Source organism: Aequorivita sp. CIP111184 (assembly GCF_900489465.1).
In the GTDB taxonomy this organism is placed as follows: Bacteria; Bacteroidota; Bacteroidia; order Flavobacteriales; family Flavobacteriaceae; genus Aequorivita.
The window spans coordinates 74584-101260 of sequence record NZ_UEFQ01000013.1 but is presented as its reverse complement, the minus strand read 5'-3'; the positions used below and the strand labels follow the sequence as shown (position 1 = coordinate 101260).

Genomic DNA, 26677 nt, shown 5'->3' with positions numbered 1-26677 from the left:
CTATTCGTTGATTGTAAAGCTAAAGACAGTGCTGTCATCACTTTCATTTCCGGCTTCGTCAAAGGCTTTCATATACCAGTAATAGGTCTCATTGGTAACCAAGGTGGTTTCATAGGGAGCCGTAACTTCATCCTTTAATACCAGATCGGTAAGGGTAAGGTTGCGATAAACATAGATACTATCAAATTCCACACTGCCTTCTATTAAAGTACGTGTCCAGTTGAAAGAGACCAAGGGATTGGTGAGTATCTGTTCATCAGTGGGTGCAGTCAGGGTGGGAATATTTGGAGGGGTCCTGTCTACTAGGATATTTCTTGAGGAATATAGGGTAAATTCATTATCCTTTTCAGCACGTACCTGCCATTGCAAACTTCCCTCAGGAAAAGTAATATCCAGATTTGTGTCGTTGGTTGTCTCGCTTTGGATAGGCTCGCCATTCTCATCCAGTATTTGAATTCTATATTGGGTAGCTTCCAGCACTTCTTCCCATTTTAAGTTAAAGGAATCTTCATTAGTAATAAGACCGTTTGCAGGAGAAAGCAATATTACGGTATTGTTTGAAAAGTTCGTAATGGGTATTACGCTGAACTTTGCGGATGAGTAGGCCGTAACGTATCCGCTGTTTTGTGCCCGTACTCGCCACTCGTATTCATTTTCTATCAGTTCAACCTGATAGAATGTGGAATCTGTGACGGTATTAAGAACCAATTGGTTCGCGTTTGCAAAATTCGGAGTGGCTATCTGGATTTCATAATTGGTGGCTCCTTCTAAAGATTCCCAGTTAAAACGAACCGAATTAGCCTCTATCTCGGTATTGTTGGCCGGGGCGATTAGCGTTACCGTTTCACCACTAATATCCTGCTCGAAAAGCACCTCTTCGCAGGAGTATATCGTAAGGATTAAAAAACTTCCCAGCATGTATTTGAAATTCTTCATCTAAAACTTGAATTCATTTTTCTTCTCCACTTTCTTTGCTGATTTATAGGTCTCCCCACTGCATTCGGTTCCCTCGGGCACCAAATCGAAAATCTCTGGTTCTCTTCGTTTGTTAAGTCCCCAACAGAATTCGGTGGTTTTGAATTTAACAATCTTACCATCAGTAAATTCTATCTGGTTGAATATTTTGTTATTTTTTAAAAGACTAAGTGATAATGTTTTTTTCTTGTTTTGTGTTAAATAGATTTCATCGGAGGATTGTACCTGTTGCAAAATAGCTTCTGGAAAATGAACTGTAACTTGGGACACTAATTTATACTTTTCGTTCTTGCGAAGATATTTCATTAGGTCTTTGTCGGCATTGATTTGTTTTAGCAATCCCACCTTGTCCAAAATTTTAAAAGAAACGAGAGTACTGTCTTTTTGTGGTTGGCTTAGGGAATCTTTTCTGATGAAAATATTTCGTTTTTGCATTTTTATTTCTTCCCATTGCAGCCGGATTGGTCCCGATAAGTCTGCTATTGTTTTTGGCTGGTAGTCATTTCCCAGCACGTAGGAGGAATAAATACCCAGTGTTCCCAGTTCTGGCAACGAAACATCTATAGATTGTTTATATTGTATGGGCTTACAGGAAACCGCAGTAAAAAAAAACATTAAAATCAAAAATCGCAAGACTGAATAATTTAAGTGATAAATATACTGGTTTTATAGGGATGGGCAAGAAAATTAAATATTAATTTCAGTGGTAGATTGACTTGAAAGAATATACACAAACTTTCATTAATGTCGAAAAGAGTATGGATACTATAGAATTTCTAACAACATTAAGCTTTTGGGCAACTTGGTTGCAAAGGCTTTTAAGCTACCCTAAGATGACCATAATATCTTAGAGGTTGTTTTGATTAGGTTTTTAAATGAATGTCATGTTACCGACTTCTGTTTTCGTAAAAACGAAAATTGTACAAATTTCCATTAACACATTTTAAAAATTTTGAGACGGAAATCTTTTTCTTGAGAAAGTTATTTTATATAATAAATCTTATTTACGGAGTTTATTCCAAATTTTGGACATTATTTACTTGTTCCAAAGAATTTGTATCAACAACAAATTCTTTGAAACGTTTAAAAAATTTAACCTGTAATTCATCATCTAAAACAAAAAAATTATAATATCCAGGGTGATTAACTTTGTAATTGGGGTTTTGATATATCGTATCTAAAATTTTAAATTGATTCTCTACATACTTATTTAGTATAAAATTGAAAGTAGAAATACTTGTCTTTTCGGAAAAGCTATTCTCATCTAGTTTTTCAAATATTCCTGGTTCTAAATAATATATTGACTTTTTTTTATTAAATGGATTGTATATAACATACTTAGCATTTAAAGCAGAATTAAAACCTTGAAAATCTATTCTTTCTAAAATAATAATTTGACCAGAATTGTTGCTTTTTATATAGTTTCTTAAGACTTGTCTTCTAAATTCATTTAATTCTTTAATTTGTTTATTTTTCTTTTGAAGAGGATAATTTTGAATATAGATATACCCGTTGGGTGTAATTGCCTATATTGTCAGTTCGAGTGTTTTTTGAGGAATGAAATGGAACAAAAAATGTATCGAGAACCTTTATAAATTCATTTTCAGCGCTTCTCGATATAATTTCAGTTGAAAATTATTTAATTTTCAACTGAAATCACTCGAAGTGACAAAAATCAATATTCAAAATTTAATTACACCCAACGGGTTATAGATATTATTAATTCTATTGCTTACTATTTCTGAAGTATTACAAGAGTAAATTGCAAAAGCGATTAATAAATAAAAATAAACAGATTTCATAAAAATTTAGTTTAGTTAGTTATCATCAACAAAAATTGGATTAGATAAGGGTCCAGTAAATACTCTGCTTTTTTCAACTGGAATACCGTCTTGAACCATATAATGTGTTCTTAAAGGAAGATTTAACAAATTTCTAAAGAAATTTTCAAAATTCAATGTAAAATTTTCCTCTAAATTCTCATTTGTAACAATTCCGTCCCCACTAGTGAATGTAAACCATGGTGTGTCTAGGTAGGCTCGAACTAGAGGAGAATTATTTCCAGCCACGGATGCGATTTGATGACCTAACTCGTGAGCAATGATTATTTCGTATGGACTATTCTTAGAATTGTCACTTCCTTTAACAGGTAATCTCAACCTTGTTTTATGATCAATCTTAGTCCTAGTCGTTCCCGTAATCGTATGGTGTTGACCACGTTCATATATAAGGCTATATACCTGTTTTGAATCAACCAAGTTAACTATAGTTCCTTTTCTGCTTAGATTTCCATCGTTATCTATGGCAAGCCTAGAAGATGAGTAATCTAATTTTGTAAGAGCATTTCTAGTATCTATAAGAAACTCATCATTACCCGTATAGACTGTGTTGAACTAAACCTAAAGGTAGCTTCACGAGACAGTTACATCACGATTCACTACCTTTAAAGTATTGTGAAATACTAATATTTAAAGTTATGAAAAAAAAGTAAGACCCTGATTGAAAGGGCGATTATTTCCGTTCCAGAGTTTTCAACACTCTACCATAAGCTCAAACGATCCGTTGAACTTGCTGGCAAAAGCCAGAGTACTCTTACCAACTATGCTCGCTGTTTAGCGCACATCGCCCTCCATTTTAACTGTAGTCCACTTGATTTGGATGAGGAACAAATCTTAGATTATCTACACGTTTTAAAGTCCCAGAACAAAACCCCATCGGATAGTTTTTTCAAACATACCGTTTATGGACTGCGCTATGCCTATCGTGTCTTTGGGATGAAAGAGATGCGAGTCATACTTCCTTCCATTGAACGCCCCAAGAAACTCCCCGTTGTATTAAACCAAAGGGAGATAAAACAATTGCTTCGCACTCCAAAACTACTCAAGCACCGATTGGTCCTTGCGATGCTCTATGGCTGTGGTCTTCGTAATTTTGAACTTCGTAACCTACAGCGCAGGGATCTAGATTTTGAGAGGAAGCAGATTCACGTTCGCCAGGGCAAAGGGCGCAAGGATCGCTATGTTCCCTTATCCGAGATACAAATCCGTGGTCTAAAGAAGTACTTTTTGGCAGAAAACCCGGTCACCTGGTGCTTTACGGGCAATGACAAAACAGGCAGTCCCGTACAACTTTCCTCACAAGGAATACAGTGGGGTGTCCGTGAAGCTCGCAAGCGCAGCGGTATCCAAAAGGAGATTACCGCCCATATCCTACGCCATAGCTATGCGACCCATCTTTTGGAAATGGGCCTGGACATTATGAGCGTGAAAGACCTCTTGGGACACGCAGACATTCAAACGACCCTTATCTACCTTCATGTGGCACAATCGGGTAGGCAAAAGCCTTTCAGTCCGCTGGACAGGCTCTATGACCAATAGCGATGTCCTTTCCCGATTATGAAGTGGCGCACGTATTGGAGCGCAACAGGGAACGCCTTGCCCATTATTGTGCCAACAGTTGGCAAGCTCGCACCCTGCATGCCCTGCGCAAGTGCCGCACTTCGGCCTTGGGCGGCCATATAGATCGTTGCAATAATCCAGCCTGTCAAAAGCTTCACCTCAGCTACAACAGTTGTCGTAACCGCCATTGCCCCAAGTGTCAGGGACACAAGAAAGAGCAATGGATACAAGCTAGAGAGGCAGATTTATTAAAGGTTCCTTACTTCCACGTAGTTTTTACCTTGCCCTGTGAGCTGAACCAGGTATGTCTGTACCAGCCAAAGTTGGTGTACAATCTTTTATTCAAAACGGCTTGGAGTATCATTGGGGATTTTGGTGGCAATCCCAAGTTCTTGGGCGCCAAGATGGGAATGATCGCCATCCTGCACACCTGGGGGCAGAACCTGTCGTTGCACCCACACTTGCACTGCATTGTCCCGGGTGGCGGTATTACCAAATCTGGCAATCCGATAGGTATCGGATGGAAACCTGCCAAAAACAAGGGAAAATACCTCTTCCCCGTAAAGGCCATGAGCACCGTCTTTAGGGCACGTTTTGTGGCTGGGCTGCGCAAAGAGTTGGGAACACAGCAATCTCCTTCTTTTTACCAAAGCCTGTTCAAGCACAACTGGGTGGTCTATTGCAAACGTCCATTTTTTGGACCTTCACAAGTAGTAGAATACTTGGGGCGCTATACCCATAAGATCGCCATTGGCAACCATCGGATAAAAAGTCTAGAAGATGGAAATGTACGGTTTATGGTAAAGGAGTACCGTCATGGCGGTAAAAGGTCGGTGACCAGGTTATCTGATGCCGAGTTTATAAGGCGGTTCGCGCTGCACATCCTGCCCAAGGGATTTACCCGTATCAGGCATTACGGCATCTTGAGCAGCTATTATAAAAGAACCGTCATTCCTGAATTACAAATAGCGATCGGCAAACCGGAGCTTCCAAAGACAGCACCTTTATTGCACCGCAAGTGTCCGGCATGCAAAAAAGGAAACCTTGTCACCGTTGCGACCTTTACCGCTCGTGGACCACCCAATCACTGGCAAGAGCAAATTAAAAAACAGTTAAACAGACCTATATAAAAAAACGTGAATCCCGACGTAACGGGACTCCTATGGTCAAAACTGAAGAAAACGACCTGATAAACCTGGAAAATAGAAAAGAGAGACTATAAAATGGGCAGTGTCCATTGGTTCCTTAGCAAAAAAAGAGCGCAACAATCCAAAATCAGAAAAAATCGACTCCTGAAAATCCATCCCAAAATAGACCAATCCCCATAAGGACAAACCGACATACACCGGTTCAGTCAACACTGCATTCATGTTGGGTCGTACCGACCACACGAATGCTTAGTTATTAGTTTTCGTATTATATAAGTTGCCATCTTTATATTCATAACTATTACCATTTATATCTGTGACGGAAATCCTTCCCCCATCTATATCTACGTATTTTAAAGGGTTGTTCGCCATACCAATGTAAGGTGAAGAAAACTCTCCATATGGATCAGGGCTTAACCATCTACCAATCCTCGCATCCCAAAGCCGTAGCTCAAAAGCCTCCATCCCGGTCTCATTATCCTTTTCTTGTCCTTGGTAAGCGTACCTATAACTCCCTTGCACATTGCGGTTGGGCATGGGCATCCCGAAGGGAGGGTCAATATAATGTTAAAGAACGAGGATTAAATCTACAAAAAATAATAGCACTAAAAAAATTTGAATTTTTAATTTAAAATTGTTGATAGAGATAATGTTGGGCTTTTTAAAATTCCAAAGCTACTTAAAAGGTTTTCAATATATTGCAGAGCTTGGCGAGGAAGAAAGGAAATATATTCTCTATACCCTTGATGCGCTCATTAAAAACGTGAAGTTGAAGTCTATTGCTTGAAAATAAATGTAATTTGTAATTACTACCTTTTATTTAAATTATTTACTGTGTTTATTACGTCCTGCTATTAAAGAGTTGGCAACTTCTCCAATGTAATAAGGATTGCTGTTTTTCCCTAAGTAAGTATCTTTATCAAATAGCACGCTTTGGGACCGGCTATCATTTAATATATTTAAACTGTCGTTCCATTTATAACCAAAACCTTTTTCTGATACATATTCAAATAAGCCAAGATGTGGGTTTTCTTTTAACAAGGTCTCTATAACTGATTGAACTTCATTGATGTCAGGTACATCTATTGCATAATTCTCTGAAAAATCAAATAGAGGAGCATTAATAGTATAGTCATATTTTATCCTTTTAAAATGAGGGATTACAAATTTCAAATTGAAATCCCCCTCTTCTTTAATTTGATTTAAAATATAGCTTTTGATTTGACTTATATAACTCATCAGAACCATTTATTTTACTGAATTGCCCAACAAAGGAATTCTAACGTCCGGTAGCCTATATCCATTTTTAAGATACGGGCCTTGTTTAATTACTGGAATGTCTGAAGAGCCTTTGTATCCTTTAACAAACTTATATACATCAGATGGGTTTTTGGGGTTTGTAGCACTCCACCCATTTTTCGTTTCTTTTACGCTCCACCCGTGCTTTTGAAAATGTTGCTTAACTTGTTTTGCGCCTAAGCCCTTAAAAGAATTAGGATTGTTAAAATTCATTCCCCTAATAGGACCAACCCTTGGTCCAAATCGAACTCTGGGAATGTTATAATTGGGTCCTGCAATGCTCGCCATTGAATAATACTGCCCCCAATTCATTAATTGTAGTGCTAATGCCTCTTTTTCCGCCCTGATACGCTCCGCTTCGAGAAAGGCATATTCTTCTTCAAAACGTTCTCCGTGATTTGTATTGAATTGGTCAACCATTTGATTGTAATCCATACCTGCAAATTCAGGATAGGTTTGTTGATATAAAGCTGTAGAACCCGCAAAAGCACTTTGAAAACCCCCAAGTGTTATTGCCCCGTCAGCACCCCAACTACCGCCTCCTGATCCAGTAATCACGACTTCGTCCAAGCTGCCAGCGTTATAGTCCCCATTGTCCCAACAAGGCGGGTCATCACAACCACCGTCCGGGTCCACCGTTGATATGGGGTTGTTCCCCATCCCCATATATGGGCTGAAATGTTGTTCGTACGGATCGGTGGTAAGCCACCTTCCTATACGTGCGTCCCATAGGCGAAGTTCAAAGGCTGGCATCCCCGTCTCCGGGTCGGTCTCGGCAAACTCTCCCTGATAACCATACCTATAACTCCCTTGCACATTGCGGTTTGGCATCGGCATCCCGAAGGGATAGTAATCCGTCCGTGCAATTACCACAGGGGTGCCATTAGGCGCTTTAGATATAACCGCTCTCACATTGCCCAAGTGATCTGTAAGTTGGTAAACGTAGTTATCGGGAGTATCTCCAACACCCCCACTGCTAGCAACACGAAGTACTCCGATCCTTCCACTACCATACAGAGGCAATTCTTCAAGTGCTGGCTCACTATAAGATGGCTCTGATGAAGGATCTGTGCCCACAGTACTTCCTGCTTGGTTCACGGTCTGAGAATAAATTCCCATTATTGTTCCGGCCACATCCCTAATATAATAGGTAAAATAGGTATAGTTATTGGTTAAGCTATAAACTTTCTTTTGTAGCCTCTGACCACGATCATTGTAAGCAATATCCATTAAAGGCACCGTGCCCACTGTCATTGATATGTTGTCAAGATATATCGGCTCGCTGCCCGATGCCGTTAGCTTTTTTATAACTAGCCGAATTTTTCCTCCAGTTGGGGTAAAAGTCAGTGACTCACTATTCTCATAATACTTGTCGCAGGTGGTTCCACTTAGATCAGGATCATCTATATATGCTAATGCTGAGTTGTAGGTTTTTGAGGCGAGTGGAATAGAGGCGGGTATGGAAGGGCCTGTAGAGTTATATATTTCAATTGTGTATCCCGCTGGACGTTGTCCAGTATCCCATTGATCTACTATAACATTCAAATCAAGAGTATGTGGAATCCCGGCAGCTACGTTCAGTAAACGGGATGCATTTTGGTTGTTAGATAATTCTAGCTTTAAACTCTTACCGTAAGTGCTATTGAGATAAGCGCATGAATTTGTTCCATTATCTGGGATATAATCAAAATATTGAATTTTCACATCGCCACCAAGGGAACGGTTCCATTCATTTGCTTCAATATTTGAAGCAAGTGAGAAGTCCTGGAGAAAAATAATTTGTGGATTCCCTCCCCCACCAAAGGTGCAAATACGACTAACCAGACCTGAGGCATTATATTCATATACCTTCTGTCCTTGAGCGTCCGAAACGAGCTGGCCCAGTTCGTTGTAAATATAATTGTCTGCTCCATTACCAGACTGGTCCCTCAAATCATCATAACGGTTGGTGTCACTATTATCACCTGAATCTGTTATCCCGCGCAAGCGGTTTCCAGTATAGGAATAGTCAAAGTCATCCATATTATTGCTCCCATTGCTATCTGTATAGCCATCCCGTTTTAGAGTAAGTATATTTCCGTTAGCATCGTAAGTGAGGTTGGACACACTGTAATCTCCATTTGAATTTGGTGTAAAATTCACGCCATAAGTACCATTATTATTGGCAATATTACCCAAACCATAAGTTGCATCTTTTAGCCAATTATTTCTATTATATCCATACATATAGGACTGGAAATTGCCACCCGTTATGCCCAATCCTTGAGTATTATATCTCAATCCCTTTAAATTTCCATTAAACTGGTCTGTGCCATGAATGTTTTGTTTAGCTATTGGAGTTGGAGTTCCAGTACGTGCATAATCTCCATTGTAATAATCGAGGGCAAGACCGAAGACATCTGCAGGAATGCCATTGGCGCCATCCCCTCCAGGATCATTCGCGGACAAAAGAGAAGGGTGGTTAATAGCCTTCAATTGTCCAGAAAGATTATAAACAAAATCAATTCCTTGCAGATCCTCCGCTATAACTGTTCGAACTAGTTCCCCCGATTCAGCATAGAAATAACTAGCTTGCTCTTTCCAATCGTTGTCCAAACCAGTACGCGACGTAAAAACTTTGATGAGCTGCCCAGCAGCATTGTATTGATATCTGTGTATGAATCGCTCCTCCGAATTCTTTTGTTGAAAATCTACCTGAACTACTTGACCTGTTGCGGGGTGATATGTATAGTCAATAGTTTTTGGACATCGCATTCCTGCAACTTTTTGGACAATCCAGGTTACACGTCCAAGAACGTCATAGCTATACCAAGTAGTAGAAGTATATGGTTCTTCAGTATATGTTTGTACTACATTCCCAGCCACAAAAGCTTGCTGATAATGGTGTCCTATCATTTGGCAATCTCTAGTTGTAAATATTTCAGCAAGATCCGTATCTGGAATATCATAAACTGTATGATGTACTTCTTTTTTATAATAATTGTCTAAAGCTGTGGGGCTGTCAACATACACCCATAAACCAGAGAATGGGGGCAAAGGACCATTTTTGTCCGTGATAATACCACTTTCTATGGGACGCCCAAGATCATCGTAATTAGTATATGAAAACTCTCCACCATTGGCCGCCTGAAGTTCATTCTGAGAAAAACGAATCTGACCATCCTTACGGTACAAGAATTTTGCATTTCCTTCATCGGGGCTGTTGGCCTCCAAAAGCTGCCCAAGTGAATTATAAGCATAAGTGCTTTCCAAACCTCCTTTTGGCTGAGTGGTTGAAGTAAGCCTCCCCGCTTTGTCATAAAGGTTAAAACTAAAGTCATAATAATCAATTATGTGGTTTATCTTTACCGGGGCGACTGGAGCCTGGGGATCATTTAGTGCCGTAGAATAAGAAAGTGTGTTTGCCACTACAATTCGATAAAAACCAGTAGTTACATTCATACTACCATTTGATGTAATAGTACCTTCAAGTTCTTCTGAAATAAGATTATATACTTTTAGACTTCCCCCTGTTGCAATAGGATCAAAATCAGACACATTGAATTCTGTTACGTTTTTGGCTATATGAATATCTACATATCCCTGAGGTCCAATAAACAAATCGGTAGCATCGCAGTGGGGATTGGCTTGTACCCCACTTCTCGCTGCCGCTAGTGTATTCCCATCACTATCCTTATAAATAACCGTATCTTCTCCATGAACATCGCGAATAATTGTCTTGGTAACCCGAGTAGTGCTCCCATCAATCGGAAAATAATATGAGCTACAGTGCCCCGCCTGAACTTGGTTACCCATTGGCATAGAAAATGTGTATGATTGTTTCCATTCACCCGATATTTTGTTTCCTCCTAATAATCGGAGTTGACTTCCTGGGTTGAGCCGACTAAAAATAGTTCGAACAAAGGGATAAGACGTAACATCTTGATACGGGTTGGAGTTGTTGCCATTGCTGTAATAAGCCCCTAATTGTGAGTTGGAATTGACAGGTAAGGGATTTACTACTGTCCCAGGCCCATCGAAGTCAGTGGTGTTATAGCTTGATCCGCTTCCGTTTAGAATAAAGGTGTTTGAATAGGAAAGATTAGTACCTGTAGGAGCGCTGAGTGTTCGAAAAGCTGGTCTTCCTTGACGGTCATAAAGTAGTTGATTACCCCAGACTTTTCCAGTCAAAACATCCCACGAAAGAGATTGTGTACCCTTTCCTAAACTGTTAAAATATCCCTTTCCTTTGCCCACAGGATTTCCGTACAAATCAAAACTTATACCCGAGGTTTGATTATACCCGCCTTCACCCAAAAATGGAGCATCTGGAAGATTGAAGTTTTGAGCCTCTAATGAACCTATGAAGAAAAAGCAAAAAGTAATGATTCCAAAGATTATATGATTTTTGATGTTCATATTCTTAATCGTTTATGTTATATATAGAAACAATGTTGCCATTTTCATCTTGGACGATAATAGTACCTGGAATAGCTTGTGAGACATCTATACCCAGATCTTTTGCTATATCTTTCGCCGATGACTGATTTCCACCACTAAATATAAATCTAAGAAGGTTTCCATATTGCAAAGGCCGATTTCTTTCGCTATCCCAATTAATTCTAGATCCATCGCTCAATTCAAATTCAAATTTAAAGTTAAGGAGTGTATTAGTTCTATTAGGTATGTTACAAAAATCAGCATTATATTTAACTTGTAATTTAGGAATACTAAAAGCCGATCCATCTGGAGAAGGGAAGTTTTGGAAATCGCCACTGTTAATGGTATAAGGTAAATCGGACAACTGAATTTTTGTCCCATCAAATTCCATGTAAAGCTCAGAATAATCCAATGGCCCTACATTGATTTCAATATCTGTAATTATAAGCTTAACTATATTACTGAAATGATTCTCAGTCCTGTAGGCTATTACATCTTCCCCAAATTCGCCAGGTTGTGGGTAATTCCCACCACCGTTCCCTATACCATCATGAACATAAAATGGAGTGCCATAATAACCAGATGACGATCTAATCAAATCAAGCATATAATCGTTTACATTGCATTGTGATTCATCCATTATAAGTAGTAATGTCCATCCCGATCCACCTATAGTGTTGGTGTTAATGTAATTAATACCTTCACATGCATCTCCTATACCATCCCCGTCTGAATCTATTTGATTAGTATTAGGAACCAAGGGACAATTATCACAAATATCTCCAACAGTATCAGCATCAGTATCTAACTGTGAAGTATTTGGGTCATTTGGGCAATTATCACAAATATCCCCAATATCATCACCATCAGAATCTTCCTGTAATGGGTTAGGTTTAGTAGGACAGTTGTCACATATATCACCAATACCATCACCATCTCGATCAGGACCACAATTTGTATCACAAGCATCTCCAATACCGTCACCATCGGAATCTTCTTGTAATGGATTAGCAATGGTTGGACAATTATCACATAAATTACCAATACCATCACCGTCATCATCAGGGCCACAGTTTGGATCGCAAACATCCCCAATACCATTATTATCTTGATCCGCTTGATTTGGATTAAATTGGGTAGGACAATTATCACAGACATCTCCCACTCCATCATTATCTTGGTCAAGTTGGTCATAATTAGTTAGGGACGGACAATTATCACAATAATTCCCAATACCGTCATGATCAAAGTCAGGGCCACAATCCTCATCGCAGGCATCACCCAGGCCATCATTGTCCTGATCCGCCTGATTTGGGTTATATTCCGTTGGACAATTATCACAATCGTCATATATACCATCTCCATCGGTATCTGTTGTACCACAATTGTCACAAGGACTATCACAGTTAGGATCTGGGTTATTAGGACAAGGATCACACCAGTCATATTCTCCATCTCCATCCGTGTCAATAAGACCACAATCGGTAGAATTATCGCATTGACTTGTATCGCTTTGGTCAGGATTATAAATGTTTGGACAGGTATCTATACAGTTAATAAAACCATCCCCATCTATATCCAAATTAATCTCAGTGTCGCAAGCGTCTCCAATCCCATCACAATCTAGATCTTCTTGATCTGAATTTGGAGTATAAATACAATTATCACATGTGTCTCCAATTCCATCCCCATCAGTATCAATTTGGTCAGGATTACAACTATAACGACAGTTATCGCATACATCACCAATACCATCATCATCTGCGTCTAATTGCTGTGGATTATAATCTGTGGGACAATTATCACATACGTCGCCAACACCATCCTCATCAATATCTGACTGATCTTCATTTATGGTATATGGACAGTTATCACATACGTCACCAAAAGTATCTCCATCGGAATTTTCTTGCCCTGGATTTGGCACCACCGGACAGTTGTCATTTGGATCAGGGATACCATCGCCATCTTCATCACCGAGTGGGGTTGGGTCGCAAACATCACCAATTCCGTCTCCATCGGAATCCTGTTGATTGGCATTTGCCGTACAGGGACAATTATCGGGTGCATTGTCTGGAACACCATCATTGTCACAATCATCATCACAAGCATCCCCAATTCCATCACCATCAGTATCACTTTGATCTGGATTATATATACATAAGCAATTATCAGGAACATCATCGAGAATTCCATCATTGTCACAGTCATCATCACAAATATCGGGCAGCCCGTCTCCATCTGAATCTGGATAATTTGGATCGCCTATGTATTCACATGGGAGATCATCATTTGGAATCTCATCTAAACATTCATACCAGTTTATTTGATCAGAGTATATATCTACCGATGCTCCAGCATCGGTATATTTATAGCTGTTCTTACTTATTACTTTGAATCCGCCCAAGAAATCGTTGTCGTTCGGAGATTCAGTATAAGATTTAATTAGTCTACCTGCATTATCATATCTAAAGGCGGAGGCCAAATTATTTGCATCAAGCATGAACAATAAATCATCATTCTTAATATCATATATATAGGAGGTAAGGGAAACAGCCACTGGATGTAAACGAAAATCATCAAAATACTGATTAATATGCTGACTATTCTTAATATATACATTCAGTCCACCCCCTGTATAATTAAAATAGTAATTACGTAACTCCCAACATCCTGCAATAATTTTTTCTTGCGGAGTTAGTTTGACGCCGTTAAAATATGCGTGGCTCTCATTATAGCCCTCTTGTACAGCGGCCCAGAAAGACACCTTGTACATACCAGTTCGCATTGGTGTGTTAGATGCTGAAACTACTTCAAAGACCTTGTCATTTATTGAGCTATTTTTTACGGAGTAAAATCCAGCATGCGAAGCCTCATCGGTTATAAAATTAGCTCCCCGAACCTCTCCTTCAAATTGATTTCCAGATAGTACTCTTTCTGCGCTTGAAAAATAAATCTCTGTCATCCGGGCGTTACCAGCGGCTAAAACTTTGGTATTATCCGCGGACATTTTTGATGAAAGGTAATTATCATTAATATCTTTTATTTCCAATGGTTGGGAGAAATGATCATAGCGTGTAATTTCGGAAACTCTCTGCCATTTAGTAGAGCTACCCGTACCGTTGTTCCAATCAAAGTATTGATTATTTGCATTTACATTAGTTATAAAGGCTCCATCCAAATCAACACCTTCTTTCCAGACATAACTTCGATGTTTTCTCCATACAGGAGGCCCCGAATTGGTTTGAGCACCGTAGGCGTCTCTATAACTCCAATTGTTGTTCCAGGTATTTACGTTTGCAGCAATAGTTTTCCAGATACCAGCCCCATTCTTAATCTCTGAATATGAAAATGCTTCTTGATTAAGCATATTCTTATTGTTGGGATCCAATGTCTTTGCCCTCATTGTAGAATATCCTTGGTAGCTGTATGCTGGAAACCTTACTGAACGCTGTTCTGTACCGTCTGCCAAAGTCGTTTCACTTATTCTAAAGCTCCCCAGCCATTCATCTACTTCGGAATATATTGTTGTTATCTCTTGGTTAAGGGAATAAGTGCGGGTTCTTTTAAGCATATTATTATATTCTCTCTTAGAGGAGATGCTTAATAGTCTCTTAGGATAGTTATTATCGTTTTGAACAGTCCCATCACTATCAGTTTTAAATATGGTTTTCATCGAATGAAAGCTCTCTCCAATTATCCCTTTATTAGGTTCTTGTTGTTCTAGGAAACTTCCATTTATATATTCATTTTCACTGCGGAATAACACTTGTCCATATTTGTTAATCGTTTCAATAGACTTAATTTGACCCATTAAAGCAGTATTAATAGCCAAATCGATTTTTCGTGCTTGCACTCTTTTACTACCTGTACCATCTAGACCATTAGCATTTTCAACTACATTTGCCCAAAAAATACGATCTTCTTCTGGGGCAGAAAATCCTGAGCCCGTAGGTGCCATCTCCAAATTAGGGTTAAAAATATCAAAAATGGGTTGCAAAACGTGCTGGTGATATCTAGTTTGCACATCAAAATCACCATCAGCGGCTCTCTCCGTCATAGTTACATATTCATACATTACTCCGGGCGGAGGAAGTTCTGTTTGATATGGCACATATTTTAAACCATCTATTGGAGCGTATGATGTAATTCCAGAAGACCTCCCTTCTTTATCATGGCCCACTGGAAAATTATAGTCATAGGTTGCAAAATATTTAGTCCCAGAGGTAATATCAGTAGTTTTAAGTTTAGCTACTCGCAAACCACCCCCTGATTGATCTTCCGGAACTCTTGGAGCTAATAGTTTGTGAGTAATTATATGATGTTTTTGTCCATTTCGCATTTGCTCAGGACAACTATTCCTTTTGTGTCTTCCGCTCTCTAAGCCATCATTATGAAACCATCTATTAACAAATCCAATTTCGCTATCGTTCCAATCATCTACGTCGTATGATGTAAGGTTTTTAGGAATAGTAAAAACAACCTGATTTATGGCTGAGCTCTCCACTGTACAAATGGAGAGATTATTCACTGAAGGGTTTAAATCGAACCAAGATTCCTTATAATTACCGCTCTTTTTTCGTTTATGGCATATCCATAAATCAAAATACACTTTATCATTCATCTTGAAATATTGAGTGAAATTTGTTTTATAGCGCTCTAAAAGACCTTCTTGGTTTTTTACATAGATTTTCCAATTATCTGATTGAGAAATAATTTTAATTTCTATATCTTCTTGCCAAAATCTTCGCCCGAATGCTTCTATCCAATAATTATCTTCCTCATAATCAATATTAATCTTGGCACCTGTAGGCATTGTTATTTCCTTTAAGCTCCACCCTTTCACGCGATCTTCCCCTCCTTCTCTACCTCTCATAAAACCCCAATTATCCACAATCTGCCTTTTAGCTCTCTCATAGGCGCTTGGAGAATTATAATTACTTGCTAAAATTTGTTGATAATCAACATTGGTCATTCCTTTTAAATAATAATCAAATTTATATGGAGGAAGATAATTATAACCGCCTCTACCTTTAAACATTAATTTATTTAGAGTTAGCTTTCCTCTGTGAACATTTTTATTGTGAACACCTGAGGGGGAAGTAGGTGATTTTTTTGCAAGTGTATAATCGTGGTCAAATTCCACTACTTTTAAAGCATGTTGTTGAATAAAACTTTGTGAAACATCATTAACATCAAAAACAAGACTTTCATTATGTAGAGAGTATTCAAATGAATTTTTATCCCCATATTCTTCTTCATAAAGAGGGGATTCCCATTTAGGTTTATGATAATCATCCCTATCATATCCACCATCCATTAAACCAGAGCCTAAATAACCGGGATTAGTTTTAACTAGCTGATTTGCATCAGAGGTTTTAAACATAACTATTTTATCTAATTTGAGGCTATATTCTCTTGGATAATTTACTTCTGTCTCCCTTACGTGAATACTTTCAGTTTGGTTCATTCCTGAATTACCCCCACTTGTTTGCAAATATCCATTACTATCATATCCAGAACCTTGATGCCTAAAATCTAGCGTTTTCCCAATAGCATCATAACGAAGACTTTTTATAAATATAGCTGTTTGGTTTCGTGTTTTAATTTTATCAAGATAATAAAGTTGTTTCCGTCCGAACTGGTAATATCCTTTATCCTTTTCCTCGACATCATTTGTTAAATTAGTACTGTAATTATAAATATTACTTTCATAAGGCGTGCGCCACACCATACCATCAGTCCACTTCCCATATTCTAATTCCACCCAATACCCAAAATCAGCCTCATCTACTTTATTATTTCCATTGGTGTCATAATAATCGGATCCTGTGATTGCAGTCAATGTCCAATGTGTTGCAAATTTGGTATATTGTCTTTTTTCTTTGGCCTTTGAAGTGGTTCCCAAAGGGCTTTCTTTAGATTCAATAAGGTTTCTCTGTACTTGTTCAAAATGATAAACCGGTAATGCATAATGATAGGTTTTACCATCAGGCGAAGTAATTTTATATGCACCAATCCCTTCAGGTGAGAAAAACGCTTTATTATTTCTAGAATTATCAGCTATATTAGATGGAGTAATTAGTCCATGGCTTTGTGCTGTACCATCAAAAATTTGCTCATTGGTAAAAACCTCAATATAGGACGGTGTTTTAGCCCTTCGATTATATGTTTGCGAACCACTTGAAAAACCAACTGCATTCAAGTTTTCATTATTTACAAAATCATCGAGATCATTGCCTCCTCCAGCAATAGTGCCGTTAGAAGAGGGTACTGTTTCATTACTAGTAAATTGATTTTCAAAATAGAAATGGAGATCATTGCCCAACGCTCTTCGTGGAGTACCTTCAACCCCATGATGCCAGAACACATGAATATCCTCATTAGATGCATTCGTAGTCCGCTCACCCTTGCCAAAAATGGGAATGTTTTGAAAAAGTTTTGGTTTTATAGAACCACTCAAACCTTGCGCAGAAACGCTATAATTGTCATACCCTGCAAATGTGAAATTTATATTCTCTATGTCCTTGGAATAGTCGGCAATAAATTCTTCTTCACCCTGTGGAATTCTAGTTTCATATATATCAAAGCTCTTAGTTCTTTTCATATAATCATTAAAACCATTAGATCCATCTTGTCCATCTGCTTGTGAAGTTCCACTTGTCATTCCATTTGAACCTCCATAATCATTTGCATAAAGCACTCCCCAGTCGTTTGTAACAAAACCTTTACGAAGAGAGTATTTTACCTTTTTTCTGCTAAAACCCAGAGTAATTGAGATTGGACCAATATAGAAGGGTGCTGCAAATGCGGTTGTTTGCTGACTTACTGAATAATCACCGGAAGAAAAACTTGCAGACCCCATACCAACTCCACCTGAAGCCTGTTTATCGCCCGAATAATTTTCGCCATAAGTTCCTCCAAATCCTGCCCCAATAGAAAAACCCCCATCAAATCCAAAAGAAGCGCCCACACCAACAAAGCCATGGTCTCCAGTTTTTACTCCTGCCCCGATACTTGCTCCTAAAAATCTCCCTTGGCTCAGCGAATATGATACGGATGCACCAGCACCATAACTTCCTATGGAGACCCCAACACTTGCATTTGCATTTACATTTCCATAAGTGTCCGCTGAGACACCTACAGAGGCATTAAACACATCACCCATCATTGGACCAACGGAAGCTCTTACTGATCCAGAAACCCCTTTACCAGCGCCCCAGTTCATTCCCACACCCACTTGAGCATTATTGACAAATCCCACATCTAATGTGATACCATAATAAGTCTCTGTATTGTTATAAGAAGTGAAATTAACTCCTACACCACTTTTCCAGTCATCCGGGGTTCCGGTTACATCTCTATTTATGGCACCAGGATTTAAATACCATCCAAGACCAACCCAGGAGGCATCCAAATCTGGTGTAATCCCAGCGTGATATGAAAGATTAATTGGATAACCATCAATTGACATCAAAGGAAGAACGTAAGAAATATCTCCTGTAGCTAAATTTACCATGTCTGTTGCATCCACTGGCTCAAAACCTTGCGCTTCAGGAGAACTTGGCCCCGAACCCTGCGCAAATCCATTATTTGTAATGGAGGAGACCGCAAAAAATATTATGATAAAAAAAACACTGATCCCTTTTGTTGGTGGCTTTCGATATTTCATTGGAAGAGTATTATGAATAAATTAAGATTTTGGAAAAATGAGCTTTGGTTCATTTTTAATGTCATTCGATTTTATTTTAAATTTGATTTCCCCAGTTTTTAATCCTATATCTTCAATAGTAAAATTTAAATATTCACTATTCAAAAATTCATCATTTTTTGGGAAAACAAATAATATTGAAGTTGTTTTACTCATCCCATACATCCTCGGATATACATAATCAGCTAATTCAATTGTATCTTTTTTATTATTATACAAATGAATGCGTTTGTCCATTTGAAAAGAAAGTTGTGTTAACAAAGCTCCAAAATCATCAGTGTTTTGAGGCACCTTATTTAAAAGTTCGCCACCTTCTTTAGAAATACTTAAATTGAAATATAAATTTTTGGCATATTTTTCTCTAACTAAATTTATGAGACTTTTACTATATGCACTGTCAAGCTCCCTATAAACTAGAATGTCTGTTGGCTGATACATTAATTCAAAATGAATTCCATTAATATTTTTACTTTGGAAATATCCATTAATTGGCATTTTTAAATAAGTAATCATTTCATCAATATCATTAAATTCTTTTTGTTTACAGGAACACAAAAGAAATAAGGTCATTATGGAAAAAAATATTTTTTTCTCAAACATATTTTTATTATTTGCCTAAAAATTCCTTGTTTAGACCATCCAAAATTTCCTCTGTTAAATCAGACTTTTCGTTAGCAAACATTATATTCCCTGACCCGCTAGCGCCAAATATGATTCTATATTTATGTTTTTCTCCGTATTCCTTGACATAATCGTTGATATCGTTTAGAATTGTCTGGGATCCTTTTTGATCTTCTTCTTTTATCTTGCCCTGAATTGCTTTTTGATAATTATTTATTCGTTCCTGCTTATTTCCCAAAAGTTCCTCTTTAAGTTCTTGTTCCTTTTTCGACAAGGACAATCGTTCTTTTTCATAAATCTTAAGTTCATTTTGCCAATCAGCGACCAAACTGTCCACATTAGATTGCATCAGTTTTGCCTTTTCTTCAAACTTAGATTTCTCAATTGAGGTTCGTTTATAGCCATCCATTAATTTATTAATGTCTACATAAACCAATTCTGAATCTGATTTAAAATAAAAAAAAGAACTAATGCTAAGAATAAGCGCAATTAGAGCAAGGGACAAAGAAATTTTATTCATGGATATTGTTTAAAATACGAATTATCGATTTTCAAAAAAGGGAACATTCAAACATAAAGCATTTAGATTTTATTAACAAATAAAAGTTAAAATTTTTGTTAAAACAAATGGTTTGTATGTAAAAAAAATTTAAAAGAACAATGATTTCTCAACATTCTTTTGATAATAGTAGTAATAAATATTTTTTTGAAAGCTTATCTCGGGAATTTGAATTAACCACATTCATGTTAAGAAAAATTTAATACTTCCTACGTTTTATTATATATTTGGAAACATGTTAATCTATAAGTTGAATACTGCGATGAGATTTAAGAGAATAAACGCCTTTACCCTAAACGAAATGCTGTTGGTATTGGCTATTATAGGTATACTCCTTTTGTTGGCACTTCCTACGTTTATGCCCCTTATTTCAAAGACCAAGGCACAGGAGGCAAAAATTCAGTTAAAATATATAGCCAATCTCCAGACCCAATATCGTTATCTTAATTCCAAATACACTATGGAATTTAACGAGCTGGATTTTGAAGCCCCTAAAACAGTTAATGAGGGCGGAACGGCTAATTATCGATATGAAGTAATCGAGGCTACGACTGGTAATTTTAAAGCGAGGGCAGAAGCTATTGTCGATTTTGATGGAGACGGGATATTCAATGTTTGGGAAATCGATGAGAATGGTAACCCAAAAGAAGTGACGAAGGATTGATGTTTGTTCTGGTCAAAATCCTATTGTTAATATCCCTAGCGTTTATATTCTTGCAGGATCACAAGGATAGGCAGGTATATGTTTTTTTATTCCCGCTTTTTGGAATTTTTGGCAGCTACCTGTTTTTTTTGAATTCAACCCTTGAATATTATTTACTTTCTGTTTGCATAAATCTGGGAATTGTCTTGATTGTAGTCTTGATAAACTACCTTTTTGCTGAACTGGTTCTCAAAAAGAATTTTTTAAAGGAAGCTCTGGGCTTGGGGGACATACTTTTCTTTATTGCTTTTGCCCTTTGCTTTCCAACGGGAGCATTTATCAATTTCTTTGTGTTCTCTATTTTGTTTACATTCGTTCTTCACCTTGCTTTATCCAAACTGTTGAAGAAAAAGAACAAGAACATCCCTTTAGCAGGCTATATTTCTCTTTTTTTGATGGTCGCCTATTTGGTAAGTTGGCTTGGCTTTTATGATTCCCTATACCTACTGTAATGAAACAATTTGAGATACCCGTTGCACTAAAACAATTGATCACGCCCAATCAGGCCTTTCATTATCGTATTGTTCCGATAGAGGAAAAGGAGGGGGTTGTGATTTTAAAGACAGATAATCCCCAAATACAAACTTTAGCACAAGAACTGGAAGTCTTGCTGAATTTCAAAATAAGTTTGGTCAGCGAATCCATTGAGAACATACAGTCTTATCTTACTTATAATTACCGTCAGGCTACCGAAGAAACAAAAGAATTGCACGCTTCCAATTTTTTGGAGCGGTTGCTCCAAACCGCCAAAGATTTCAATAGTAGTGATATCCATTTGGAAACATATGAAGAATATTGTAGGGTACGGTTTCGGTTGGACGGCAAATTGAAGGAACAGTACACGATTCCAATGATGGAATATCCACAACTCATCAACCAGATAAAAATACAGGCAGGGCTTGATATCTCGCAAAAGCGATTGTCACAGGATGGGCGTATTTCCGTAAAGGCGGTTTCTGAGGATTTTGATATTAGGGTCTCCACAATGCCCACGCTTTACGGTGAAAAAGTGGTGCTCCGTATCTTAAAACGTGATGCACAGGCAGTAGAGTTGGAGCAACTCGGTTTTAACCCAAGGGAATTAAAACTCTATATGGAAGGTGTAAAAATGCCCAATGGAATTGTGCTTATCTCGGGTCCAACTGGTTCAGGTAAAACAACTACTTTGTACGGAACCTTAAAACTTTTGAACAAGGAAGAAACAAACATCCTCACCATAGAGGATCCCATTGAATATACCCTTGACGGGATAAATCAGGTACAGTTGAAAGAGGATATCGGGTTTGACTTCCCCACTGCCCTTCGTACATTTTTAAGGCAAGACCCCGATATTATTATGGTAGGTGAAATACGTGATGAAAAAACAGCCAATATGGCAATTAAGGCTGCATTGACGGGACACTTGGTGCTTTCAACTATCCATACCAACTCGGCTTGGGCGACCATTTCTAGATTGATTGATATGGGAGTGCCCCCCTATCTTTTGGCGACTACCCTCAATATGAGTGTGGCACAACGCTTGGTTCGAAAATTATGTTCCCAATGTAAAAAGGAAACTGTCGTTTCGGAGGACTTATTCCCTGAAAGTTTTACGGACACTTCTACCATTAAAAAGCATTATGCAGCGGTAGGTTGCAACCATTGTTACTATACAGGCTATGACGGCAGAAAAGCAGTGTACGAGATTATTCCTATTAATAAAGAACTGGAAACAGCAATCAAGCACAACGAATTACAAATAGATGATTATCTTGCAAACCATAATCTGAATACCCTTAAAACAAATGCCATTGAAATGATAAATAAGGGAGAGACTTCTATTGATGAGGCTTATTCATTATTGGCAAATTGATATATTATATGAGAAAGATACTTTTAAGTTTACTATTGTTGTTTTTCTTTTTGGGGACAGGTTTTGCCCAGGACGAAAACCGCATCAATTTCATACGGAACCAGTTTGAAGTTTTGAAACTTGATGCTCCGGGTCTTGAGGAAACCATCAATATCAATATTACCCAAACGACCCTGTCGAATTTTTTGCTAGCTATTGCCAAGGTACACAGTTTGAACATCAATGTTTCCCCAGAACTGAGTTCAATATCTATCGTAAACAATTTTTCTAATGTAATGGTAGGAGATGTGTTGATATTCCTTGTCAAGGAATACCAGCTGGATATCGATTTTACGGGCAATATTTTATCTATCAAAAAATATGTTGAGCCCCAAAAAGAAATCAGGGAAAAGGAGATCAATGCCTCCTATTCATTGGCTAATAGCAATCTAAGTCTCGATCTTAAGAATGACAGATTGGACAAGGTTTTTAGAAAAATAATGGACATTTCCGGAAAGAACTTACTGTATTCTCCAGAAATAGAATCAAGTTCGCTTTCCATTTATATAAAAGATGTTCCTTTTGACCTTGCAATGGAGAAACTTGCCGAATCCAATAATCTGCTTTTCTCAAAATCAAGAGATGGATTTTATGTTTTTGATTCGGCTTATGACTCCTCAAATGGAGGTAATACTTCGACTGGTAATACAAGACCTGTCCGCAGAGGCAAAACCAACTTTTATTATACGATTACCGATACCTTGGCTCGCAAGGTTACGGTTGATCTGCAAAGGACCCCCATCGCCGATGTGATATATACCATCGGGGATGATCTTAAACTGGACATATTCACGGCTTCCCCATTGGATAATGCTGGGGCTACTACCGTAAAAGCAGAAAACATTTCGTTTGATCTTTTATTGGACAAAATTTTTGAAAGCTCAATAAGTTCACAAAATGGTAATCAAGGAGGAAATAACCCTAGCAACAACGCCCAAAATTTTACATATACTAAAGATGGCAAGGTATATTATTTTGGAACGGAAAACCAATTATCTCTTAAGCAAACGGAATTGGTGCCAATGATGTACCGTTCTGTTCAAATGCTTTCAAATCCATCTGGTAGTGGGCAACGTAGGATATTAGGAAATACAAGCGGAGTCAATCCAGCCAACAATCAAAATCAGACACAGAACTATGGAAGCAACAATAAAGGTTTTGCCAGTAGTAGCAGTAATTCAAGTCTTTCCTCTATTGAGGATATTTTGCCCGATGACATCAAAGATGGAATCGATATAAAAATTGACAAAGAACTCAATAGTTTTGTTGTTAGTGGCCCTGGAGTGAAAGTGGAAAAGTTCAAGGGTTTTATTAAATATATAGACAAACCCGTTCCTGTCATTCTGATAGAAGTAATGATATTGGAAGTAAACAGGAGTGCGATAGTGGAAACAGGAATTTCTTTTGGATTAGGAGATAAACCTACAACCACACAAGGGAGCGTATTCCCTTCTGCCGATCTTCGTTTGGGGGCTAATACCGTGAATAAGATAATTGGTAATTTTGATGGTTTTGGTTCTTTAAACCTTGGTAATGTATTGCCAAATTTTTATCTTGATATTAAGGCAATGGAAAGTAATGGAAAAATAAAAGTACTCTCCACCCCAAAATTGAGTACGCTTAATGGACACAAAGCATATCTGTCGAGTGGACAGACCACATATTATGCAGTTACAACGCAAAGTTTCTATGGTTCTCAGATTCCTCAAACTTCGGAGATCAAAAATTATGTTCCAATTGACGCTCAACTTGCTCTTGAGATTATGCCTATCGTTGCGGGAGATGGAGAAATTACCCTCGATATCCAAGTAATTCAGTCCACATTTAACGGAGAACGTGTCGCAGAAGATGCCCCACCCGGAATCAACAGCAGGGAATTTTCTTCCATCATCCGTATGCGCGAGCAGGACGTGGCAATACTTGGTGGTATTGAGGAAGTAAGAAAGGACGATTCAGGCTCTGGAGTTCCCCTTTTGGCACGTATCCCTATCATCAAATGGATTTTCAGCAAAAAAAGACGGGAAGACAGCAACCGAAAATTGAACATTCTCATCAAACCTACCGTGATCTATTGATGCTTTCCAAACTGAGGTCATATTGGGAATATGGAAGTACCTTTTGGGGTATGGAAATCACCATTGTCGAAGGCGAAGAAAAATGTTTTGGAGTTACCGCAAAAAAGAAACACGGAGAGTTTACAGATTTGGAGTTTTTGCAGTTCTCTTCTATAACTGATGTAGACAAGAATTTTTCCAATAAACAACATTGCTTCTTGGCAATAAATTCTGATAAGGTGCTTATCAAATCCGTTCCCGCTCAGGAGAGCGATACTAAAACTGTTTCAAGTGCATTTCCCGGACTCTCGCTTACAGATTTTTATTATGAAATATTAAAAACTCCCAAAAGTAGTAGCATAGCCATATGTAGAAAAGATTATGTTCAAGATATCCTAAATGAACTTGAAAAACAGAAAATCAATGTTTTGGGTTTTCATTTGGGAATTACTTCCCTGCAATCATTGGCACCTTTGTTCAAAAAGGAAAAAGTTAATCTCCCCCGTTTCCTCATTGGTGTTGAAGAAAAAAATATTAAGAATATTGTTCCAAATGAGAATTATAGCGAGACAATATACGAACTTGAGGATATTAAAGTAGCTTCCGAATATTTAGTATCGCTCGCGATGCTGTTTAGTTATACTGGAGCGAATAGCAACTCCTCAAATAATTTTGGGGAAGAAAACAAGAACCTTTTCAGGCTACATCAAGAAAAAGTATTTTTCAAAAAAGGAATGTTTTTGGGAGTTGGGCTGTTACTAGTTTCATTATTGGTCAATACATTTTTTTTCAATTCATATTTTAAAAAGGAACAACAGCTGAATGAAGAATTGGTATTTATGGAATCACAGCAAAATGGAATGGAGGTTAAGCTGGTAGCGGTAAACAAAAAAGAACAGCTTGTTGACCATATTTTAAATAGCGGCACTTCCAAAAGTTCCTTTTATCTCAATAAAATTGTTGTATTAAAACCTTCGAGTATTGGGTTTTCCGATATTAAATACCAACCCCTGAACAAATCCATTCGGCCCGACAAAGAAATTGAATACTCCCAAAATAGTATTGTTATTTCTGGTGAAAGCAAGGACAAAGCCGATTTTTCAAAATGGATTATAGATTTGGGTAAATTGAAATGGGTGGAAAAGGTGAGTGTTGTACATTATGGAAATGTAGATAAAAACCACTCTGCTTTTTCTATAACGATAGGTATAAAAAATGACTCCAAGAACTAAAAATATTCTTCTAATAGTAGGTTTTTTCCTTACAATGGTGATTGCCTATAATTTGGCATTTTCCAAAACCTTTGCGCTTAAAAGCACCATAAATAGGAGGGAAGCCAAAACAGAAACCCTTGAAGGTTCTGCTCTAGTTGCAGTCAACCTTGAACAACGGGAACGCTTTGTGGATTCTATATTAAGCCTCAACAATATGAAAGGAAATTCTGTCCAAAACAATCTTTTGGAGTTTTTGAATAGCAAATCTGAATCAGGAGATTTTATTATTTCGGATTTTAACGAACCCCATACTTTTTCGGAGAATGGGGCTACCACAACATCCTACCGATTTACGCTGGAAGGAAGTTATAATGAAATTGAACAAGTTCTCTTCAGCTTGGAACAGGAATACAATTTTGGGCAGATTGCCCATGTCCACTTTGAGAGAAAAAAGGATTACAGGAAAGTCAAGGATTATTTAGAGTGCTTTGTGATTGTGGAGAGCTTGGTTTCTGAGTGAACTCAATTTAAGAGACCCTTTCATTTATTCTAACTGGAACAGTAAAAACATTTCCCTCATTCCTGATAGTGAAGGTTTTTACCGAGTGGATGTAAAGTTGCCTTCAATACTAACAACCTCTTACAACAAAGAAATCGCATTTAAACAGGAAATGGGTGACCGCAG

The 26677-nt window shown here is 37.8% G+C and carries 18 protein-coding genes; 9 read left to right on the top strand and 9 right to left on the bottom strand.

Annotation, left to right across the window (positions count from 1 at the left end):
* The 3 genes from AEQU1_RS00540 to AEQU1_RS00530 all read right to left on the bottom strand — a co-directional run bounded on the left by AEQU1_RS00540 (position 1) and on the right by AEQU1_RS00530 (position 3134).
* Positions 1-936, bottom strand: coding sequence for a hypothetical protein (locus AEQU1_RS00540; protein WP_111877932.1), 936 nt, complete (start codon positions 934-936; stop codon positions 1-3).
* On the bottom strand, positions 937-1590 hold the full coding sequence (locus tag AEQU1_RS00535) for a hypothetical protein (protein ID WP_111877930.1): 654 nt from the start codon (positions 1588-1590) through the stop codon (positions 937-939).
* A gap of 1202 nt (positions 1591-2792) precedes the next feature.
* A complete protein-coding gene (locus AEQU1_RS00530; protein ID WP_146743689.1) occupies positions 2793-3134 on the bottom strand; it encodes a hypothetical protein in 342 nt (113 codons plus the stop codon).
* A 495-nt stretch (positions 3135-3629) separates the two neighbouring features.
* Here AEQU1_RS00530 and AEQU1_RS00525 point away from each other — a divergent pair, with 495 nt between their 5' ends.
* A complete protein-coding gene (locus tag AEQU1_RS00525; RefSeq protein ID WP_258455067.1) occupies positions 3630-4352 on the top strand; it encodes a tyrosine-type recombinase/integrase in 723 nt (240 codons plus the stop codon).
* A gap of 2 nt (positions 4353-4354) precedes the next feature.
* The gene (locus tag AEQU1_RS00520; RefSeq protein ID WP_111877925.1) at positions 4355-5503 is read left to right on the top strand and encodes an IS91 family transposase; all 1149 of its coding nucleotides are present in this window, start codon (positions 4355-4357) and stop codon (positions 5501-5503) included.
* A 267-nt stretch (positions 5504-5770) separates the two neighbouring features.
* Here AEQU1_RS00520 and AEQU1_RS00515 read toward each other — a convergent pair whose 3' ends face one another.
* A complete protein-coding gene (locus AEQU1_RS00515; protein WP_111877922.1) occupies positions 5771-6064 on the bottom strand; it encodes an RHS repeat-associated core domain-containing protein in 294 nt (97 codons plus the stop codon).
* 91 nt (positions 6065-6155) lie between these two features.
* Here AEQU1_RS00515 and AEQU1_RS00510 point away from each other — a divergent pair, with 91 nt between their 5' ends.
* Entirely contained in the window at positions 6156-6308 is a 153-nt protein-coding gene (locus AEQU1_RS00510; RefSeq protein ID WP_181566679.1) for a hypothetical protein, read from the top strand.
* Positions 6309-6346: 38 nt separating this feature from the next.
* On the opposite strand, the gene AEQU1_RS00505 is transcribed toward AEQU1_RS00510, so the two are convergent.
* Genes AEQU1_RS00505 through AEQU1_RS00485 form a run of 5 tightly spaced genes read right to left on the bottom strand, consistent with a single transcriptional unit; the run spans position 6347 to position 20091 of the window.
* Positions 6347-6760 (bottom strand): hypothetical protein, encoded by a 414-nt coding sequence (locus tag AEQU1_RS00505; protein WP_146743688.1) that lies wholly within the window; start codon positions 6758-6760, stop codon positions 6347-6349.
* Positions 6761-6769: 9 nt separating this feature from the next.
* Complete coding sequence (locus AEQU1_RS00500) at positions 6770-11218, bottom strand: RHS repeat domain-containing protein (protein ID WP_111877919.1); 4449 nt, start codon at positions 11216-11218, stop codon at positions 6770-6772.
* Positions 11219-11222: 4 nt separating this feature from the next.
* Positions 11223-18911 (bottom strand): thrombospondin type 3 repeat-containing protein, encoded by a 7689-nt coding sequence (locus AEQU1_RS16265; protein ID WP_181566709.1) that lies wholly within the window; start codon positions 18909-18911, stop codon positions 11223-11225.
* Between the two features lie 21 nt (positions 18912-18932).
* Entirely contained in the window at positions 18933-19550 is a 618-nt protein-coding gene (locus AEQU1_RS00490; protein ID WP_111877918.1) for a hypothetical protein, read from the bottom strand.
* 7 nt (positions 19551-19557) lie between these two features.
* On the bottom strand, positions 19558-20091 hold the full coding sequence (locus tag AEQU1_RS00485; RefSeq protein WP_111877916.1) for an OmpH family outer membrane protein: 534 nt from the start codon (positions 20089-20091) through the stop codon (positions 19558-19560).
* 301 nt (positions 20092-20392) lie between these two features.
* Between AEQU1_RS00485 and AEQU1_RS00480 the strand changes: the two genes are divergently transcribed.
* The 6 genes from AEQU1_RS00480 (at position 20393) to AEQU1_RS00455 (ending at position 26512) form a co-directional block, all read left to right on the top strand.
* The gene (locus AEQU1_RS00480; protein WP_111879006.1) at positions 20393-20794 is read left to right on the top strand and encodes a prepilin-type N-terminal cleavage/methylation domain-containing protein; all 402 of its coding nucleotides are present in this window, start codon (positions 20393-20395) and stop codon (positions 20792-20794) included.
* Between the two features lie 128 nt (positions 20795-20922).
* Positions 20923-21285, top strand: a complete 363-nt coding sequence (locus tag AEQU1_RS00475) for a hypothetical protein (RefSeq protein WP_146743687.1) — start codon at positions 20923-20925, stop codon at positions 21283-21285.
* Complete coding sequence (locus tag AEQU1_RS00470; RefSeq protein WP_111877913.1) at positions 21285-22685, top strand: GspE/PulE family protein; 1401 nt, start codon at positions 21285-21287, stop codon at positions 22683-22685. Before AEQU1_RS00475 ends, AEQU1_RS00470 begins: the two co-directional genes overlap by 1 nt.
* Before the next feature lie 8 nt (positions 22686-22693).
* On the top strand, positions 22694-24799 hold the full coding sequence (locus AEQU1_RS00465) for a type II secretion system protein GspD (protein WP_111877912.1): 2106 nt from the start codon (positions 22694-22696) through the stop codon (positions 24797-24799).
* Positions 24721-26010, top strand: coding sequence for a hypothetical protein (locus AEQU1_RS00460; RefSeq protein WP_146743686.1), 1290 nt, complete (start codon positions 24721-24723; stop codon positions 26008-26010). The genes AEQU1_RS00465 and AEQU1_RS00460 overlap by 79 nt, the downstream gene beginning before the upstream one ends.
* Positions 25994-26512 (top strand): hypothetical protein, encoded by a 519-nt coding sequence (locus tag AEQU1_RS00455; protein WP_111877908.1) that lies wholly within the window; start codon positions 25994-25996, stop codon positions 26510-26512. Before AEQU1_RS00460 ends, AEQU1_RS00455 begins: the two co-directional genes overlap by 17 nt.
* The last annotated feature ends 165 nt before the right edge of the window (positions 26513-26677 follow it).